At 59.1% G+C, this 18,201-nt stretch carries 16 protein-coding genes; 11 read left to right on the forward strand and 5 right to left on the reverse strand.

What is annotated here, in order from left to right; genetic code table 11:
- Positions 1–2: 2 nt before the first annotated feature.
- From VVR27_RS05985 to VVR27_RS06000, 4 genes are all read left to right on the forward strand, one after another.
- Positions 3–1,271 carry a PLP-dependent aminotransferase family protein gene (locus tag VVR27_RS05985; RefSeq protein ID WP_368547556.1) on the forward strand — a complete coding sequence of 423 codons (1,269 nt, stop codon included), beginning with the start codon at positions 3–5 and terminating at the stop codon, positions 1,269–1,271.
- 149 nt (positions 1,272–1,420) lie between these two features.
- On the forward strand, positions 1,421–2,203 hold the full coding sequence (locus VVR27_RS05990) for a LamB/YcsF family protein (RefSeq protein WP_368547557.1): 783 nt from the start codon (positions 1,421–1,423) through the stop codon (positions 2,201–2,203).
- Between the two features lie 148 nt (positions 2,204–2,351).
- The gene (locus VVR27_RS05995) at positions 2,352–3,074 is read left to right on the forward strand and encodes a glycerophosphodiester phosphodiesterase family protein (RefSeq protein WP_368547558.1); all 723 of its coding nucleotides are present in this window, start codon (positions 2,352–2,354) and stop codon (positions 3,072–3,074) included.
- A 180-nt stretch (positions 3,075–3,254) separates the two neighbouring features.
- Positions 3,255–4,748 carry a DUF1846 domain-containing protein gene (locus VVR27_RS06000; protein WP_368547712.1) on the forward strand — a complete coding sequence of 498 codons (1,494 nt, stop codon included), beginning with the start codon at positions 3,255–3,257 and terminating at the stop codon, positions 4,746–4,748.
- Positions 4,749–4,807: 59 nt separating this feature from the next.
- Here VVR27_RS06000 and VVR27_RS06005 read toward each other — a convergent pair whose 3' ends face one another.
- Positions 4,808–5,191: a cupin domain-containing protein gene (locus tag VVR27_RS06005; protein WP_368547559.1), complete on the reverse strand. Its 384-nt coding sequence runs from the start codon at positions 5,189–5,191 to the stop codon at positions 4,808–4,810.
- A gap of 234 nt (positions 5,192–5,425) precedes the next feature.
- Between VVR27_RS06005 and VVR27_RS06010 the strand changes: the two genes are divergently transcribed.
- Positions 5,426–6,622: a cytochrome P450 gene (locus VVR27_RS06010; protein WP_368547560.1), complete on the forward strand. Its 1,197-nt coding sequence runs from the start codon at positions 5,426–5,428 to the stop codon at positions 6,620–6,622.
- A gap of 73 nt (positions 6,623–6,695) precedes the next feature.
- On the opposite strand, the gene VVR27_RS06015 is transcribed toward VVR27_RS06010, so the two are convergent.
- Positions 6,696–7,316 (reverse strand): lytic transglycosylase domain-containing protein, encoded by a 621-nt coding sequence (locus VVR27_RS06015; RefSeq protein ID WP_368547561.1) that lies wholly within the window; start codon positions 7,314–7,316, stop codon positions 6,696–6,698.
- A gap of 137 nt (positions 7,317–7,453) precedes the next feature.
- Complete coding sequence (locus VVR27_RS06020) at positions 7,454–10,348, reverse strand: multicopper oxidase domain-containing protein (RefSeq protein WP_368547562.1); 2,895 nt, start codon at positions 10,346–10,348, stop codon at positions 7,454–7,456.
- Positions 10,349–10,427: 79 nt separating this feature from the next.
- Here VVR27_RS06020 and VVR27_RS06025 point away from each other — a divergent pair, with 79 nt between their 5' ends.
- From VVR27_RS06025 to VVR27_RS06035, 3 genes are read left to right on the forward strand one after another with little or no spacing between them, the layout of a single operon-like run.
- On the forward strand, positions 10,428–10,925 hold the full coding sequence (locus tag VVR27_RS06025) for a DUF456 domain-containing protein (RefSeq protein WP_346872753.1): 498 nt from the start codon (positions 10,428–10,430) through the stop codon (positions 10,923–10,925).
- A 57-nt stretch (positions 10,926–10,982) separates the two neighbouring features.
- A complete protein-coding gene (locus tag VVR27_RS06030; RefSeq protein WP_368547563.1) occupies positions 10,983–11,435 on the forward strand; it encodes a hypothetical protein in 453 nt (150 codons plus the stop codon).
- A 4-nt stretch (positions 11,436–11,439) separates the two neighbouring features.
- Positions 11,440–12,723 (forward strand): glycosyltransferase 87 family protein, encoded by a 1,284-nt coding sequence (locus tag VVR27_RS06035; protein WP_368547564.1) that lies wholly within the window; start codon positions 11,440–11,442, stop codon positions 12,721–12,723.
- Between the two features lie 70 nt (positions 12,724–12,793).
- Here the strand turns inward: VVR27_RS06035 and VVR27_RS06040 are convergent, their stop codons facing one another.
- Positions 12,794–14,080 (reverse strand): hypothetical protein, encoded by a 1,287-nt coding sequence (locus tag VVR27_RS06040; RefSeq protein WP_368547565.1) that lies wholly within the window; start codon positions 14,078–14,080, stop codon positions 12,794–12,796.
- 106 nt (positions 14,081–14,186) lie between these two features.
- Here VVR27_RS06040 and VVR27_RS06045 point away from each other — a divergent pair, with 106 nt between their 5' ends.
- Positions 14,187–15,338, forward strand: coding sequence for a lysostaphin resistance A-like protein (locus VVR27_RS06045; protein ID WP_368547566.1), 1,152 nt, complete (start codon positions 14,187–14,189; stop codon positions 15,336–15,338).
- A gap of 21 nt (positions 15,339–15,359) precedes the next feature.
- Positions 15,360–16,661 (forward strand): M18 family aminopeptidase, encoded by a 1,302-nt coding sequence (locus VVR27_RS06050; protein WP_368547567.1) that lies wholly within the window; start codon positions 15,360–15,362, stop codon positions 16,659–16,661.
- 120 nt (positions 16,662–16,781) lie between these two features.
- Here the strand turns inward: VVR27_RS06050 and nadE are convergent, their stop codons facing one another.
- Positions 16,782–17,603, reverse strand: coding sequence for an ammonia-dependent NAD(+) synthetase (gene nadE, locus VVR27_RS06055; protein WP_368547568.1), 822 nt, complete (start codon positions 17,601–17,603; stop codon positions 16,782–16,784).
- Between the two features lie 125 nt (positions 17,604–17,728).
- Between nadE and VVR27_RS06060 the strand changes: the two genes are divergently transcribed.
- Positions 17,729–18,169 carry a DUF4870 domain-containing protein gene (locus VVR27_RS06060; RefSeq protein ID WP_368547569.1) on the forward strand — a complete coding sequence of 147 codons (441 nt, stop codon included), beginning with the start codon at positions 17,729–17,731 and terminating at the stop codon, positions 18,167–18,169.
- Positions 18,170–18,201 lie beyond the last annotated feature (32 nt).

Here is an 18,201-nt window from a genome sequence, read left to right on the forward strand (position 1 = left end):
ACATGTCAAAGATTGAGGAACTGCTGGCCAATGCCACCCCCGCCGAAGCGCGCATCATGAATCATTTTGCCGCCCGCGCTGAGGGCTTCCGTCCCTCGGCAGTGCGTGATGTTTTTGAGGTTGCTATGCGCCCCGGCATCATCTCCCTTGCCGGCGGTAACCCAGACCTTGATCTGCTACCCCTGGGTGAGCTGGGTGCCATGAGCGCCCGCATCATTGAAGACGAAGGTCTGGAGGTTCTGCAGTACGGTTCTGGCGCCGGCTTGGAGGAACTGGCACAGTTGGTCTGCGACTTTATGGGTTCTGAGGGTCTTAGCCCGCAGCTCGATGATATTCAGATGACTGCTGGCTCTCAGATGGGCCTAGACCTTGCCACAAAACTCTTCGTTAACCCCGGGGACGTCATCCTGGCAGAAGGCCCCACCTACACCGGCGCGTTGGGCGTCTTTGAGGGCTACCAAGCGGATGTACGCCAGGTCCCTTTGGACGCCGATGGGCTAGACCCCGCCGCAGTTGAGCAGGCGATTGCTGAGATTCGCGCTGAGGGTAAGAAGGTCAAGTTCCTCTACACCATCCCCAACTTTCAGAACCCCACCGGCATCACCCTCTCGGATCAGCGCCGCGCCGAGCTGGTGCGAGTCTGCCGGGAGGCCGACGTCCTGATTGTTGAGGATAACCCCTATGGTCAGCTGTCCTTTGATGGGTTCCGCCGCCGCTCGCTTTACTCTTACGACCCTGAGAATGTGCTCTATCTGGGATCCTTCTCTAAGGTCTTTTCGCCGGGGGTGCGCGTGGGCTGGATGGTTGCACCTCTGCGGGTGCGTAAGTTCTTGCAAATTGCCGGTGAAGCGGTAACGATCTGCCCTTCGGTGCTGTCCCAACGCCTGGTGCTGGGCTTTATGCGTGAAGGGCTTTGGGAGCCGCATACCCGCCGGACTGCTGCCCTCTACCAGCAGCGTTGTCAGGCGGTGCTGGACGCGTGTGAGAAGTACATGCCAGAAGGCACTACCTGGACGGTGCCCGCCGGTGGCTTCTTCACCTGGCTCACCCTGCCTGAGGGTGGCAAGTTTGCAGATGCCGCCGACGCCCTGGCGCCGGCCATCGAAGCTGGCGTAGTCTTCATTCCCGGCTCAGCTTTCTACGAGCCGGTGGAGGTAGACGGCGCACTGGTCAACCCCGGCGCCAACCAGTTGCGCATTGCCTTCTCAGCGGTTGAACCCGAGGTGCTCACCGAGGGTGTCAAGCGTCTAAGTCAGGTGCTGGCAGCTTGATACCTTCCCTTCGGCAAGAAGTTTCTCTTGCCGAAGGGTTATTCCTCTTCCCAATAATTGTTCAACAATGTGGCTAGATAGTGGCCTTCTTCCTGCGTGCGCCTGGCAGAATAGAAACCAGACCCAGATCCCGCTCAAGGAGGCACCCTATGACCCTGGCAGTAGACCTTAACTCAGACTCCGGCGAAGCCTTCGGCTCTTGGAGCATGGGCGATGACGAAACCATGATGGGCATCGTCTCATCAGCCAACATCGCCTGCGGCTACCACGCCGGTGATCCCAGCGTCATGCGTGCAACCTGCGCCGCTGCCGTCGCCCAGGGTGTAGCCATCGGCGCCCACGTTGCCTATCCGGATCTAGCGGGTTTTGGCCGCCGCTTCATGGATATGACCGCCACTGAACTTACTGACGCCGTCATCTACCAGATCGGTGCCCTGCAAGCAGTCGCCAGCATGACCGGCGGGCAGGTCACCTACTGCAAGCCCCACGGCGGGCTTTATAACGCCATCGTGCACCATGAGGATCAGGCGCAGGCAGTTGCCACGGCGCTCGCAGAGCTCAACCGGGCGTCCGGCACCAACCTGTCGGTGCTCTGCCTGCCTAACAGTGAAATTGAACGCCGCGCCAAGGACGCCGGGGTGGAGGTTTTCTATGAAGCGTTCGCTGATCGCGGTTACACCCCGCAGGGCACGCTGGTGTCCCGCCGTGAGGCAGGTGCCGTCATCCATGATCCAGCCCAGGTAGCGGAGCGGGTGCTGCGCATGGTGGTGGATCGCGAGGTTATCGCCGTGGATGGCAGCCGCGTGGCACTCGAAGCTGACAGTATTTGCGTGCACGGGGATACCCCCGGCGCTGTTGCCCTAGCGGGAGCAGTGCGTAGCAAACTTGAGGACACCGGGGTGCAGGTGCGCGCCTTCTCCAGAGGACTTTAAGCTCCCTCAGCTCTTGATAAAAAGTGGTACTTTCTGCCCGTGAGTGGGGGTTTATCACCACTTTTGGGCGGAAAGTACCACTGAAATTTGGTTGCTCTACAGATGCTGTTTCCTATGCTGAGCGCTCTATTTGCCCCAGAATAGAAGCATGATCTTTTTTGCGCACCGCGGGCTCTCCGCCACCCACCCAGAGAACACCCTAGCCGCTTTCAACGCGGCGGTGGATGCCGGCTTCACCTGGTGTGAAACCGACGTTGACCTGGCTACCTGCGGCACACCCGTCCTGCTACATGACACTGACCTGGATCGCACCACCAATCTCTCCGGTAGCCTCTACGAGCACACCGCAGAGCAACTTGCATCGGCGGACGCCGGTTCCTGGTTTGCCCCCGAATATGCCGGTGAACCGGTGCCCACTCTTGCTCAGCTCATCGACCTCATGAACCAGCGTGGGCTGAATGCCAACATTGAACTGAAATCCAATGAGCAGGGCAGGGAACGTTCCCTGCAGCTGGTAGACGCCGTCATCGAGCAGCTAGACCGTTTAGAATCGGGGCGCCAGGTGCTGGTCTCTTCTTTCAACCACCTGCTGCTGGCTGAACTCAAGCGCCGGGCACCTCGGTACCGAGTCGGCGCTCTCTTCACCCGCGAAATGCTGCAACCTGACTGGCTCTCGGTGCTAGAACTCATCAACGCCGACGCTGTGCACATCCAGTCCGAAGGCCTCACCCGAGCCACCGTCCAGCAGCTTCGGGCCGCTGGCTACGACGTCAACGTGTGGACGGTCAACAGCCGTGCCCGCGCCAACGAACTGCGAAACTGGGGCGTCACCGGTGTCTTTACAGACTCTGCAGAAGTTGCCCGAATCTGAGCCCGTAAAGTGTGATGGTTAAATCTAAGGGCATTTTTTGCACCGCGCAGAACCCGCCAAAATACTGTAGAAATGCTGCCAGGACACTACTTTTTGTAGTAGCCGAAAAGGGATGCAGTAAACCTAAAAAATACACCCGTGAAACGTGGCGGTAACCTGCTCGTTGTAGACTGGTATTCCATGGTAAATGCAATTGGTTTTGACCGTGAGAAATACATCGAGATGCAGTCTCGACACATCCAGGAGCGCCGCGAAGAAATCGGCGGCAAGCTCTATCTTGAAATGGGTGGCAAGCTTTTTGACGATATGCACGCATCCCGTGTACTGCCTGGCTTCACCCCCGACAACAAAATCGCTATGCTTGAGCAGATTCGCGATGAGGTTGAGATTCTAGTCTGCCTGAATGCCAAAGACCTTCAGCGCAACAAAATGCGTGCCGATCTGGGTATCACCTATGAAGACGATGTGCTGCGCCTCGTGGACGTTTTCCGTGACCGCGGTTTTTTGGTTGAGCACGTGGTCATCACCCAGATGGAAGACGAGAACAGCAAGGCAGCAGAGTTCAAGGACCGCCTGGAGCGTCTGGGGCTGAAAGTCTCCCGCCACCACGTCATTCCCGGTTACCCTGCTAACACCGACTTAATTGTGTCTGAGGACGGTCTGGGCCGCAACGAGTTCGCCGAAACCACCCGCAACCTGGTGGTTGTCACCGCTCCCGGCCCCGGCTCAGGCAAGCTAGCTACTGCGCTGTCGCAGGTTTACCATGAGAACAAACGCGGCGTGAAGGCCGGCTACGCCAAGTTCGAGACCTTCCCCATCTGGAACCTGCCCTTGGAACACCCCGTCAACCTGGCTTACGAAGCGGCCACCGTTGACCTCGATGATGCCAATGTCATCGACCACTTCCACCTGACTGCTTATGGTGAGTCCACCGTCAACTACAACCGCGACGTCGAGGCCTTCCCGCTGCTCAAGGTTCTGCTGGAAAAAATGACCGGCACCACCCCCTACCAATCACCCACTGACATGGGCGTAAACATGGCCGGTAACTGCATGACCGATGACGCCGCCTGCCGCTACGCCTCCGAGCAGGAGATCATCCGCCGCTACTTCAAGGCGCTGGTGGACGAGGCTCGCGACGGCTTGAACTCCACCCAGTCAGACCGCGCCGCCGTGGTGATGGCAAAGGCCAACCTGAAGGCCACCGACCGTCCCGTGGTTGAACCTGCGCGCGCCCGTGCTGAGTCAACCAACGCCCCCGCCGCCGCAATTGAGCTGGCCGATGGCACCATCGTGACCGGTAAGACCACCGACCTGCTGGGCTGCTCTGCCGTTGCCCTGCTGAACGCTCTCAAGCACCTGGCTGGCCTGGATGATGCTAAGCACCTGCTGTCTGATAAGTCCATTAAGCCTATTCAGGATCTCAAGACCCTGCATTTGGGTAGCGTGAACCCCCGCCTGCACACCGACGAGGTGCTGATTGCCCTCTCAACCTCGGCTGCCCACGATGAGGACGCCCGTCTAGCGCTTGAGCAGGTTAAGAACCTGCGCGGCGCGGACGTGCACACCACCACCATCCTGGGTTCAGTGGACGAGGGAGTCTTCCGTGCCCTGGGGATGCTGGTCACCTCTGACCCCAAGTTCCAGAAGAAGGCGCTCTACCAGAAGCGTTAGCCGCCAAGGAGCTTTCCTAAGCGCAAAGGCTGCCACCGGTTGGTTCCGGTGGCAGCCTTTTAGCTCTTGAAGGTGGAGTCGTCCACAGGTTCACCCCAGTTAACGAATTCACCCTTGTCATTGAAGGGGGTTACGGCGATGTGGGTCATGGGTCCATCGCTGGTGGCGCCGTGCCAGTGGTTGATGCCGGGTTCGAAGAAGAAGGCTTCGCCGGGAGCCAGTAGTTTGGGTTCTTCGCCTTCGAGCTGGTAGACGCAGGTGCCCGAGGTGACCACGATGAGCTGGCCAACATCGTGGGTGTGCCAGTTGGTGCGGGCTTCGGCTTCGAAGGTCACTGCGAGGGACTGGAGCTCCTTGCTGGGGGCCAGCGGGTGCATGTAGGCCTGGCCGGTAAAGGAGCCAGCGGGAGCGGGCTTGCCGAGGGGAAAGAGTGAATCGGTCATGGTTACCTCCTGGGGTGATGGGTTTCCCTTCTAACCCTAAACAGCCAGGGTTAGTTTGGGGAGATTTCAACACGACTTTTATGGCAGAGAAGCTTGATGGCTAGCCTTGGGGTGATGATTCCCATAGGGGTTTATCTAATGATTCACATTCTAACGTGCAGAAATGGGGTGAGTGGCGGTGTTAGGGTGAAAATATAAATAAGTATTAAATATGCCAATTAGGAGTGTTCCGTGATGACTAACCCTCAAGAAACAACCCCCAACGACTGGGATACCCGCTCACCCGACGTCCAAGCCGACCAGGTCGCCGCCTACGACGCCATGCGTAGTAAATGCCCCGTCGCTCACGATGACTACATGGGCTACTCCCTGCTCAAAAACGCAGACATCAAGTACGCACTGGAGCACCCAGAAATTTTTTCTAATAAGGTATCAACCCGCCACATTGCCGTCCCCAACGGTATGGATGCCCCCGAACACACCGCCTTCCGTGCTGTTAACGACAAGTACTTCACCCCTGACCGTATGCAGGTCTTTGAGCCTCAAATTCGCCAGGTTGTGAAGTCTCTGGTCAGTAAGTTGCCTCGCAATGAAGTATTCGACGCCATGGACGGCTTTGCCCAGCTCTACGCCGTGCGCATCCAGAATGTCTTCATGGGCTGGCCCGCCAGCTTAGAGCAGCCCCTGATCGAGTGGGTAGAGAAGAACCGCCGCGCTACCCTTGCCGGTGACCGCGAACAAATGGGCAAGATCGCCCTAGAATTTGATGGCTACATCCGTGCCCTGCTCGACGAACGCCGGGGCGCCGACGCTGCTGCCGATATCACCGCTGAACTGATACAGGACGTTATAGACCTGCCCCAAGACCTGGGCGGCCCCCGCACCATGACTGACGAAGAGCTGATCTCCCTGATTCGCAACTGGACGGTCGGTGAACTGTCCACCGTCTCTGCCTGCGCCGGCATCATCCTTGCCTTCTTAGCAGAGCACCCGCAGGAACAAGACCGCCTGCGCACCAGCCTAGCAGTAGGAAAGACCGCTGAAATTGCTGCCGCCGTTGAAGAGGTCATGCGCCTTCAAGACCCCCTAGTCACTAACCGCCGCGTCACCACCCAGCCGGTAGAAATCGGTGGCAGGAGCATCCCCGCCGGTGCCAAGGTTACCATCAACTGGGCATCTGCCAACCGGGATGAAGACGCCTTTGAGGACGCCACAACCTACAACCCCCATCGTTCCCAAGAGAACAACCTGGTCTACGGCCAGGGATTACACGTATGTCCAGGTGCCCCGCTGGCTCGTCTGGAACTGAGGGTGCTCATGGAAGAGCTGCTAGCTACAACTGATCTTATCGAGTTCGGTGGAGCTAACCCCACCCAGAATGCTGTTTACCCGGCAGCTGGTTACTCTAAAGTCCTGACGCGTATCAGCTAACTTTCCAGAGTCTGAGCAGGGTAGATAAAAGGGGTGTGAGAAGATTCTCGCGCCCCTTAGCTCAGGTAAAAATCTAGTCTATGACCAGTTTGGCTTTGCGGTATTCGGTAGAAGGTGAGCAGGTCACCGCGTACTTGGAGTTGGCAAGGTCATCAATCTTGACCACGTAGTTCTGGGTTTCAAAATAGGGGGGGATGCCCTCATGTTCTTCCACCGCACCTGGCCCAGCGTTGTAACCGGCCAGGGTCACGTCCTGCAGGCTGACCCCGTCCTTGGTGTAGGGTGCCAGTCGTTCTGAAAGGTAGGCGAGGTAGCGCCCCTGGGCGGCAATAGATGCTTCTGGGTTGTTAATGTCGCCCTCGCCCCAGATTTCCCAGGTGTCATCGGTGAACTGTGCCAGACCCTGAGCGCCAGCGTGGGAATGGGCCGAGTTACGCCACTGAGACTCCGTTTCAAGCTGTGCTGCCAGTACGCCCGGGCGCATGCCCGCTACCTGAGCTGCTGCCTCGATATCGTCGCGCAGTTCGGTGGGGGCAAAGGTCAGATCGGTCTGCCCACAGTAGTCCTCATAGGTAGCAGAAAGTCCGGCGACACCCGCAGTCATGAATACCGCGGACGCCACCACCTGCCAGTGCGCCAGAAGCCTGGCACCTGCTCGGAGCAGGAGGCTTCGCTGTTTAGGTTCAGAAGTCATTGATTTCTAGATTACTTCACCTGTGTACTAAACGCAGTTCCGGGGAACCGAACTTACGGTGTGGCGTCCCAAACCAGCATGTGTCATCCCTCATGAGCAGGGGGATTGGCCCATGCTTGGGGGTACCCACCCTGTCTTTAGTTCGTCACTTCAATGAGTCCCTTAGCCCCACGTTCTGCCTGGGCAAAGTCATGGTTGACGAAGACGTAGGTGCCCGGCTCCGCGAAGGTCATTTCCACAAAGCCCCCTTGGGCGGGGGAGAGGTCCAGTGCCTGGGAGGCCCCGCCGGTCTTGCCGAAGGCGTCCACACCCTTATCGAGGAGGTAGCCACCCTCCTTATAGACGGTGTCGAACTGGCTGCCGACCACGTGGAAGCTGGTCCCGCCGCTAGGCCCGGCGGCCAGCACCCAGATGCGCACGCGCTCACCGGTGGTGGCGGTCAGGGGGTTCTCTAGGTACTGGGTGGCGTGCCCGTTGAACAGGGTGAGGCTGGGGGTGCCCGCCGCGATACCCTCTGGGCTGATGGAGGTCAGGACGCCACCACCCGCCTGGGCGTCGGCGGTGCCTGTTTCGGTCAGGTAGACATCGTTCTGAACCAGCAGGAACTCCCGGTCAACTTCTGGCAGATCCGGTGGATCAATGATGACCGCACCGAACATACCGGCAGACATATGGACGCTCATGGGTGCTGTGGCGCAGTGGTAGAGCCAGATGCCGCTAGCCACCGCTTCAAAACGGTAGACCAGACTCTCACCCGGGGCGATGGTGCGCATGACCTCATCAGGCGAGACGGTGCCTGCGTGGAAGTCCACCGAGTGCCCCATGGAGCCGTTGTTAATTAATGTAATTTCAAAAATATCGCCGACTTTTCCGTGCAGAGTGGGGCCCATGTAGTCCTCACCGAAGGTCCAGGCGTCCAGCGCTACACCCGGGGCAATTTCGCGCTGTAGCTCGTTGACCTCAAGAGTCTGGCGATGCACGGTCTTGCCGTCTACTACCTCACCGGCCTCCACCGGCTCTAGGACGGGGGAGCGGACTTCAAAATTCTCTGAGGTTTCCCCCTGCAAATCAATATCTGTGCCCTGTAAGAGCGCACCGGTGCCAGCTGCACCGGCACTACCAGCAGCACTGCCGTCCTGCCCATCCTGGTGCCCGCTCTCCAGGGTGCCGGTGGTTGTGACGGTGAAGGTCATGCCCATGGCGCGGTGCCCCACCACCGAGCACCAGCCATCTAGGGCACTGGTGATGATGCCGGCGTCCACCGTCTTGGTGGCGCCGGGGTCGATGCGGCCGGTGGAGGTGCCGTTAGCAAACGTCAGATCGTGGGCGTTAGCGGTATCGGTGTTGGTGACCTCGATGATCAGGCGGTTGCCCAGGGGTACCTCCACGGAGTCGGGGGTAAAGCGCATATCGCTGGTTGCCTCCACCGAGATAGTGGTGGTCTGCCCGGTGCCGGTGGACGTGGCGCCGCGGCTAAAATTCAGCCCCACAGAGGCGGGGTCAGCGGCTACGCCGGCGGTAACTGCCACAATGACTGCCAAGGCGCCGATGAGGGCATGACGCAGGTGGGGTAGCGGGGCCGGGGTTATCGCTTCGGGATCGGGCTTGGGGGCTTCACCGCGTGCTCGTGCCTGGATCATTTCCTTGCGGACCGCCACCGATTTTTTGACCCCGCGGATCATCAGTGGCACAAAAGCAAAGAGGGTGAAGGCGCCGACCAGTGATACCAGGGTGCGCACCAGGGAGCCGGTCAAGCTGACCGGCAGTGCAAAGATCGCCAGGCAGAGATTAACCATGAGGACGCGACCGGCGGCAAAACGGTTGAATTCCCGGTTTGCCTGCCGTACAGCCTTGGGGCCGCCACCCATCCGGGCGGGCAGGAGGTAGCTCATGGCACCGAGGAGCACCTGCACCAGGAAGCCCACCACCAGAACGGGGGTCATACTGCGCAACGGCAGCGCATCAAAAGGCGAGGTAAAGACCAGATATGCAGTGAACAGAGTGCCCAGAAAGAACCAGGTGAACCCGGCCGCCACTGACATGGTGGCAAACTCTACCGGCTTCTTCTGACGGCAGGTTCTGATCAGTAGCACAGCGACCAGCAGCAGCCCTGCGGCGTAGAGAATCAGCCCGGCACCTGACAGCAGGTTGAGCCCGGCCAGAGCGCCGCCCACCGTCACTGCCAGGCCAACGCACATAACGCCCAGCGCTCGCAGGGAATCTGTGACCGCGCTGGGTAGCATCTTGGTGCGCAGCATGGTGGGCCAGAGCGTCATCAGGGTGCCCACCACCGTTAGCCCCACGAAACCCAAAATGTTGACGGTCTCGTGGGCCAGCAGGAGGCGGCCGTGCCAGCTAGCGTTCAGGCCGTCATGAGCAAGAATGGCGCCGAAGGTCGCCCCCAGGGGGAGCAACCAGCTGGCGGCAATGTAATACTTGACGGTCGAGTTAAAGCGGGCGGGCAGGGCCGCTTTGAGCTGATTAAGCAGAGCAAGACCGTGCCAGGCGACGACCGCGCCCACGCCCAAGGACCCCAAAATAGTGAGGGGATAAAGGTTAAAAACAATGCTGAGCATCAGCAGAATCATGCTGATGTTCAGGGTATAAATGCGCACCAGCTGTGCCGGGCGGGCAGAATCCGGCAAGCGGTGTTTGAGCAGGGCCTCGGTGAAATGCTGGCTCCATATGAAAATGGAGTTGGTAATCAAGCCCAGGGTTACCATGTGCACCATGAGCCAGATGGATTCCGGGATCCACCGGTGGGTCATGAGCACCACAAAGAGGGCAACAATCCAGTATGTGACCGGCTTGGACGCCCGCCGGTGCCAGGTTGCCCTGCCGCTGGCAATCCTGCCTGCCTGTTGGCTGCTGACGGGGGAGCCGGGCGCATCTAGCGGACGACTGCCCAGGGTTAGAGTTTCACGGAGGGCCTGGCCCCGGCCAGCGCTGGTGCCGCCTGAGCTGGCGTCACCTGCACCCGCACCCTCTGCATCCTGCTGCTTTGCCTGCCTGCCAGCATCCTGCCCGGTCATCACCACTCCAAAAATTAGTATTAGCTGTACCGATTATACGCGCGAGCCTCAGCCACCACGAACCGATAGAGTTAAGCCCATGATCATTTTCATCACCATCATCGCCGCCCTGCTGATTGCCCTGGGCTGCATTGGCATCATTTACCCCGTTCTGCCTGGATCCTTCGCTGTGCTGGGCGGCCTCATCCTCTGGGGCCTAACGGTACGCGGCCCCGAAGGCTGGTGGACGCTGGGCTTGGGCAGCGCGCTAGTTATTGCGGGCATGCTAGCCCAGGCAGCACTGACCGGCCGCACTATGAAGAAGCGAGCCATCCCCAACAAGTCCATCCTCTGGGGAGTCATCGGTGCGGTCATCGGTATGTTCGTCATTCCCGTGGTCGGTCTTTTCGTCGGCTTCGCCGTGGCACTTTTCATCAGCGAAACCACTCGCAGCAGCGGGGATTTCACCACCTCCCTGCGTAACACCGGCGCCGCCCTGCGCTCCATGGGGCTGGGCATGCTGGTCGAATTCGCCTGCGCGCTCACCGCTGGAAGCGTCTTTACTATCGCCGCCTTCACCTACTTCATCACCCTCTAACCGGTCGCATCGCGCCGCCGGTGCACAGTCGCAGCCCAGCCGGTAAAGTGGTGACTCATGAAATCATTGCCAGCTTCCCTTTTGCTGAGCGCCACCGCAATTATGCAGGCACTCGCAATCTTCCGTTACACCGAGAACACCATGAGCTTCACGGGGCAGGTTTTCTTTCCCGTGCTGTTCGCCTTGATGGCGGTTTACATCTCCTGGAAGAACCGGGAACGTAGCGGGCGTTTTGCTATGCTGCACATCATTATTGTGGCGCTTGCCGTGGTGGCACTAGCTGTAAGCTTTGCGGGTATGACCGCTAGCCTCTACTACTTTTACCCCTCGGCCTACGTCTACTACGTAGCGCTGGGGCTCTTAGTGCTAGAGCTGGGCTTGCGTATCGCTGCCTTACCTAAAAAAGATAAGCCGGTGCGTGAACCCCGCCGCAAGAAAACCCAGCGCAGCACCAACCTGGTAGCGGTTAAGAAAGACGCCGGCAACGGCTCAACGCCAGCAAGCGAGTAAACCTTTGGGCCTTTTCAAACTTGATGCCCCGGTGCGCGGTAGGCACTGGATTTTTCTGCTGCTAGCCGCTGCCTGTTTCATCTATATCACCCTCGACCATTTCTACACCTCCATGGTGGTCTCTGGTCAGGACTTTGAGGTCTACCGCAGCGGTGCTGGGGTCATGTTCGCTGGCATGTATGAGGGCAAGGGTCTCTACGACTACCACCTAGAGAATGGCCAGCCCATTACTCTGCCTTTCACCTATCCACCCTTTGCGGTGTTGATCTTTGCTCCCTTTGCCTTCCTGCCGCTGGCAGCAGGCACGGGATGTATGACCCTGCTAGCCCTACTCGCCGCGCTTTGGCTGGCAATTTTAGTGCTTAACTACGCTCATTCGCGCGGCTACAGCGTGCCCGGTGAGAGCTTTTTCGGGTCTTACACTCTGGTGGTTTTTCTGGCGACTCTCATGACGCTGGTAGCACCCTGGGATCGCGGCATCGAGCTGGGCCAAATCAACCCGCTCATCTTCCTGCTGGTCATGATTGACCTGCTACGCCCGGCAACCCGGGTGCCCCGCGGCGTCCTGATTGGTATCGCCGGCGGTATCAAGCTCACCCCGCTTGCCTTCGGTCTGATTCTGCTCATGCGCCGGGACTATAAGGGCGTTCTCACCCTGGGTGCCAGCTTTGCTGCAACCGTTGCCGCCGGCTTTATCTTCATGCGTGATGAAGCCTTTGATTTCTGGTTCTTCGCGATCTCAGACCCCTCACGCGTGGGCAACATTGGCTACGTCGATAACATCTCGGTTCAGGGCCTGCTCATGCACCTGGGGCTGGACGAAGGCCCACTACTTTCTGCCCTGCGTCTGGGTATCCTTGCCCTGCTCTTTGTGGGTACCGCCGCCGCCCTCCCGGTGCTTCACCGCCGCGGTATGGTTTTCTCAGAAATCTCACTGAACGCTTTTCTGATGATGGCGCTCTCGCCCATCTCTTGGTCCCACCACTTCATCTGGTTGCCGGTCTTTATTACAGCCCTGGTGCTGGACGCCTTCCCGGCCTTCTTCCGGTCAGCCCCAGCCGCGGTGCGCTGGCTGGCAGGCGCACTGGCGCTGGTAGGTGTTGCTGGGGTGAGCTATGGCCCCATGAACATTGCTACCAAGCTGGACCCCACCACCCACAACCTGGACGAGCTCAGCGCATCATCGCTGCTCATCTCGTCTCTGCCGATGGCGGCACTGACCCTGCTCACTCTCATCTGGCTGGCAGCAGTTTGGCTCTACCGTAAGCCCCGAGCGCAGGAAATCTAAACGCACCGAGAGATGCCCGGGTGGGGTTCCGTAACTGTAGGAAACCCGCCCGGGCATTTTTGTCTCTGAGCTAGTGGGCCTTAATCTCCCAGGAGCCGGAATAGGGTTCCACCGAAATATACTGCTGGCCGGTGGGGAAGGTGACGCTACCCTTGAAGGGGCTCAGGTTGGTGCGTAGTACCGTTATCTCATAGTCATCCACTAATCCGGTACTGGAATTAATCTCCAGGTCACCACCGTATTCATCAGTAGCGGTGAAGCCGATATCGGCGGTTATCTCTGCGCCCTCATCAATCCGGAAGGCAGTAGCGTTCTCGCCGGTGAGGGTTTGTTCGGACTTCAGCGCCGGTGCCTCATCGGGTGTGTGAAGGGTAACCGTCCAGTCGCCCTCAGCTTCAATCTCCAGCTGGGTGGTGCGGTCCTCAACATCATAGAGGTTTGAATCTAGCCAGTAAGACCCGCTGCCTTCCGGACTGTAAACCGAAGCATAAACAGAGTTGTTAGTTTCTCCGCCTGCGTCGAGAGAATGCATGCTAAAAGAGGCGTACTTGTCCTCACCGGTGAAGGTGTACTCTAACCAGACAACGCTGTCTTCCCCGCCCGGTTTCTCGATGGTAAACGTGCTGTCGCCGCTACCACTGTAGACCGGGGTATCAGCTGAGCCGGTATTGCCGGTATCACTGGAGTTACCGGTGCCGCCTGAGAACCAAGAACCATCTGAATCACTAGTGGTAGAAGTGTTGTAACTCAGCCCTCCGATGATAAAGATAAGACCGACAATGAGGGCTAGGAGCAGTAGTAAGATGCCACCAATCACGCCGATGATCAGCCCGGTTTTGCTCTTGGGCTGCTCACCTGCTGGCTGAGCATTGTAGGGCGCCGCGCCGCTGGAGGCCCCCGGCCCTGTTGGTCCACCGCCGTTAGGATAGGTGCCGGCTGAAGAACCGGGGTAAGCGCTGGTAAAACCGGGCTGGGTTGTGGCGCCAAGGGGGACTGTCGCCGCGTCATCAGATTTATCGCCCGCGGCACCACCTGCACGCAGGCTCCCCGTCGCTTCATCTCTGGCAGGTGAGGATTGCTGATCCTCCGGTAAGGTTTGGCGTATCGCTTCAGAAACGGCGGCATAGGGGTTGGTGCCTGTTGAATCTTTTTCAGTTTCGGATGCCAGGATCGCGGTGCTTTCTGCCTCATCTGCATGGCTCTGGTGGGCGCTAGCTAGGTCACTTTCTTCAACCCAGAAATCCCAGCCTTCAGGCGCCTCACCCCAGGCGGGATCAGGTTGCCAGCCTGGTTGCGGTATCCAATCTTTGGTGGGTGGTGCGGGCCAATTGGGCGGAGGATTGAAAATGAGAGCCACGGGTATGCCTTTCTGAATTCCTGTACCTCTACCGTACCGCCTTGCCCTTCACTCCTGGCCTGCTTAAAAGTCTGTGACACCCGGTTTTCTTGCGTAAGGTTGGAGTATGAGCGAAAACAGCAGAGAACACGCCCCCTGGGGTGCAGGCGGGCAGGACGCGCCTGCCCCACAGGCCACCCAGCCACCACTGAGCCCCTACACGCAGGCGCCGCTGCAACAATCTCCTAGTGCCTATCTTTCGGCCCCGTCCTTTGGTAACGACCAAGCCCCACCCCTACAGGTACCACCGCCGGGGTGGCGTCCGGGCTACCGTGCTGAAACCCACGAGCTGGACTACCACCGGTTAGCGCTAGCGGACCCCAAGAACCGCTGGTGGTCACCTCTGGTGGAGGCCGCCATCGGGGTTCCCATTTACTTTGTTCTGAGTCTTCTAATGAGCATTCCCTTGGTGCTGCAGGCTATTTCTTCTGCTGAGTCGCCGATGGATGCGGGGGAGATGACCTCCACGATGGAGACACTTCAGCGGTCAGCTCTAGAATCTCCCCTTAGCTTTACCCTCATGTTCGGTTCAATCGCCCTCATGTTCCCCGTCATGTGGCTGGCCCGCCTCATTATTGGCCCCAAACCCTGGGGTCTGGTGCACTCGGTGGCAGGGCGCATACGCTGGGACTGGCTACTCACCTGCTGCGGTATCGCTGCCTTGCTCTTTGTCGTGTTCCCTGTCGCCCTTGACCTTGCCACCGGGGGGAACCTGACCTTCGAACCCAAAACTCAGGGCAGCACCCTGGCGGTTCTGCTCTTGCTGGTGGTGCTCATCGTTCCCTTTCAGGCGTATGCGGAGGAGCTGGTCTTTCGCGGCTATCTGCTACAAACCGTAGGCCGCTGGCTCAAGCACCCCGCCTGGGCGATTGTCCTCCCCGCGCCGCTCTTTATGCTGGGCCACGCCTACGATCTTTGGGCGCAGCTCTCCATCCTAGTAATGGCACTCGCCGCTGGTTTTGTCACCTGGCGCACCGGCGGCTTAGAAGCAGCGATTGCCCTGCACGTCGTCAACAACCTGGTGGCTATGACCTTCGGTATTTACGGACTGGCTGACCCCTTCGTCCTGGAGGGCTCCACCTGGGTCAACCTGGTATCGGCAGTCATTACCCAAGGCCTCTTCGTACTGGTAGTGCTTTGGGCTGCTAAGAAGCGGAAACTGGCGCGTACCCGCACCGCTCAGGTCTGGGTTAAGGACGAGGTTACCGGCGCTCGCTAGCAGTTCGCTAGACTGTGTCCTATGACTCTTCAAGCCCTTGAACCTCAGACCAACATTGCCGACCTCACCGATTTTGTAGCGGCGTCACCTACCTCCTTTCATGCCACGGCGCAGAGCGCTCGCCGTCTGACGGCTGCCGGTTTTACCGAACTACAGGAGGGCCAGCTCTGGGGCGACGAAGCCGCCACTGGCAAGCATTTTGTGGTGCGCGACGGGGCGATTATTTCCTGGATAGGGTCACCCACCCATCAGAGCTACCGGGTGCTCGGTGCCCACACCGATTCACCGGGTTTCAAGGTCAAGCCTGCATCATCGGTGCGCACTTTGGCATGGAACCAGGTGGGCGTTGAGGTGTACGGCGGCCCTCTGCTGAACTCCTGGCTAGACCGCGAACTGCGCCTAGCAGGCCGCCTAACCGTGCTCGTCAACGGGCAACTTGAAACCCGCCTGGTGGCCACCGATGCCATCGCTCGTATCCCGCAGCTGGCCATCCACCTGGACCGCGAGGCCAACGCCGGGCTCAAGCTGGATAAGCAGGGCAACCTCTACCCGGTCTGGGGTTTCGGTGACTCCCGCGGGGATGTCCTTGCCTACCTGGCAGAACGAGCTGAGGGCGGGGCCCTAGACCCCGCCGCTATCGTGGGTTACGACCTGCTCTTTGCCGACGCTCAGACCCCGCGTACTTTTGGTGAAAATGGCGAGCTGTTTGCCTCTGGACGCCTAGATAATCTTTCTTCGGTCCATGCCGGCATCACCGCGCTGCAGCGGGTGGCAGAGGCTGGTACGGTGGGGGACCACACCCTCATGTTTGCCGCTTTCGACCATGAAGAGATTGGCTCTGAAACCCGATCGGGTGCCGCTGGCCCCTTCCTTGAGGACGTCCTGGTGCGGCTCTCAGAAGCCCGCGGTGAGAGCCCTGCGGTCTACCGCCGGTCGGTTGCTGAATCTGTCTGCCTATCAGCGGACGCCGGTCACCTGGCCCACCCCAACTACGTTGGACACCACGACACCACCGTCCGCCCCGTTCCCGGTGGCGGCCCCCTGCTCAAAATCAACGCCAACCAACGCTACGCCACCGACTCCGTAGGCGCGGGTATCTTTGCCCAGGCTTGTGCCAAAGCGGGGGTTCCCTATCAGCAGTTTGTCTCTAACAACAACGTGCCGTGCGGCTCCACCATTGGCCCCATCACCGCTACCCGTCTGGGGATGCGCACCGTGGACGTCGGTGTCGGTCTGCTCTCTATGCACTCGGCACGCGAGATGGTCAGCGTGGCAGACATGGCCCACCTGACCGGCGCCATCGAAGGCTTCTTTACCATCTAAGGGAGGCCTGTCATCGGTGGGTCTGGTCATGCCTACTGACGGGCGAACACTAAAACGCCGAGCGTGCACCTCTAAGGCGCACGCTCGGCGATAAGACGCACACTCGCGGAGGGGCGCTACCTACTTGTACCAGCTATCAAAGATGGTGACGGGTGTGGTGCGCTTGTGACGGGAACGCAGGAACTTACCCTCGATATTTTCGGCAGCCGCCGGGTCGATGTCTTTACCCTCAAGGTAGTCATCAATTTGGTCGTAGGTGACACCCAGCTCGTCCTCATCGGTTCTGCCGGGTTTACCGTCCAGCAGGTCGGCGGTGGGCACCTTCTCCCAGAGCCGCTTGTCAGCTCCCAGCACCTTGAGCAGCTCGCGGTTCTGACGCTTGTTGAGACCGTGCAGAGGTATGATGTCCGCTCCACCGTCGCCGAACTTGGTGAAGAAGCCGGTGACTGCCTCAGCTCCGTGGTCGGTGCCTACCACCAGCAGATTTTTCTCCCCGGCTAGGGCGTACTGGGCAATCATGCGGGCACGGGCCTTAACGTTGCCCTTATTGAAGTCAGCGATTTCGCGGCCGGTAGCAGTTTCAAAGGCGCTCTCGAAGCCGTTCACGGCGTCCATGATGTTGTAGGTGACGGTCTGCTGCGGCATGATAAAACGCAGGGCAGCCTGGGCGTCGTCCTCATCCGCCTGAACCTGGTAGGGCAGACGCACGGCGATAAATTCCGCTTCAATCTCTTCAAGTTCTAGCTCTTCTACAGCTAGCTGGCAAAGACGCCCTGCCAGAGTGGAGTCTAACCCGCCTGATATGCCCAGGACGAAGCCGCGGGTGCCAGTGGCTTTGAGATAGTCCACCAGGAATTGGACACGCTTGCGCACCTCTTCTGCCGGATTGATGGTGGGCTTCACGCCCAATTCTTCAATGATGTGAGCCTGTAGTTCGCGCATACCCCAATCTTACTCCGTGAACACTGGGAGCCTTACTATCATCCTTAGGAATGAAATTGGCGTTTTTCTCTTACCGCCGCCCGAACCCTTGGGTAGGCTGGCAGTAATAGAGAAAGGCACATATCATGACTGAATCATACGGACAGAACTCTAACGGGCAGCAGCCCGCGCAAGCTTTCGACGCGTACGGCAACCCTATCCCTTCCGATGCAAAAGCGATGGCAACCCTGGCCCACCTTTCGGGCCTGTTAGGGCTCGTCCTCACCGCTTCTTTTGCCAGTTTTATTGGCCCTTTAATTTTCTGGTTTATCTATAAGGACCGCCCCGGTTACGCTTTTGTACGCGTTGCCGCTGCCGGTGCTTTTAACTTCAGTTTTACCCTCTGGCTGGTCTATATCGCTACCATTTTAGTGACAGTTCTGACCTTTGGTTTTGCGGGAATCTTCACCTGGGTCATCTTCCTCGCCATTGGGGTGGCCTTGGTGGTGCTGCATATTCTTGCAGCGATCAAAGCTAACCAGGGTGAGGTTTACACCTACCCCATGACCATTAAGCTCCTGAGCTAAAAAGCAAACCTGCCCGGTCATCCGTGAGTTCT

This window comes from Rothia sp. LK2492, assembly GCF_040946345.1.
Classification (GTDB): Bacteria; Actinomycetota; Actinomycetes; order Actinomycetales; family Micrococcaceae; genus Rothia; species Rothia endophytica.

Bases quoted from the DNA above. Each gene is read 5' to 3' on its own strand.
- VVR27_RS06025 (WP_346872753.1), top strand. From the start codon at position 10,428: ATGATCATTTTCATCACCATCATCGCCGCCCTGCTGATTGCCCTGGGC.
- VVR27_RS05995 (WP_368547558.1), top strand. From the start codon at position 2,352: ATGATCTTTTTTGCGCACCGCGGGCTCTCCGCCACCCACCCAGAGAAC.
- VVR27_RS06005 (WP_368547559.1), bottom strand. From the start codon at position 5,191: ATGACCGATTCACTCTTTCCCCTCGGCAAGCCCGCTCCCGCTGGCTCC.
- VVR27_RS06015 (WP_368547561.1), bottom strand. From the start codon at position 7,316: ATGACTTCTGAACCTAAACAGCGAAGCCTCCTGCTCCGAGCAGGTGCC.
- VVR27_RS06030 (WP_368547563.1), top strand. From the start codon at position 10,983: ATGAAATCATTGCCAGCTTCCCTTTTGCTGAGCGCCACCGCAATTATG.
- VVR27_RS06000 (WP_368547712.1), top strand. From the start codon at position 3,255: ATGGTAAATGCAATTGGTTTTGACCGTGAGAAATACATCGAGATGCAG.
- VVR27_RS06020 (WP_368547562.1), bottom strand. From the start codon at position 10,348: ATGACCGGGCAGGATGCTGGCAGGCAGGCAAAGCAGCAGGATGCAGAG.
- VVR27_RS06010 (WP_368547560.1), top strand. From the start codon at position 5,426: ATGACTAACCCTCAAGAAACAACCCCCAACGACTGGGATACCCGCTCA.
- VVR27_RS05990 (WP_368547557.1), top strand. From the start codon at position 1,421: ATGACCCTGGCAGTAGACCTTAACTCAGACTCCGGCGAAGCCTTCGGC.
- VVR27_RS06045 (WP_368547566.1), top strand. From the start codon at position 14,187: ATGAGCGAAAACAGCAGAGAACACGCCCCCTGGGGTGCAGGCGGGCAG.
- VVR27_RS05985 (WP_368547556.1), top strand. From the start codon at position 3: ATGTCAAAGATTGAGGAACTGCTGGCCAATGCCACCCCCGCCGAAGCG.
- nadE (WP_368547568.1), bottom strand. From the start codon at position 17,603: ATGCGCGAACTACAGGCTCACATCATTGAAGAATTGGGCGTGAAGCCC.
- VVR27_RS06050 (WP_368547567.1), top strand. From the start codon at position 15,360: ATGACTCTTCAAGCCCTTGAACCTCAGACCAACATTGCCGACCTCACC.
- VVR27_RS06060 (WP_368547569.1), top strand. From the start codon at position 17,729: ATGACTGAATCATACGGACAGAACTCTAACGGGCAGCAGCCCGCGCAA.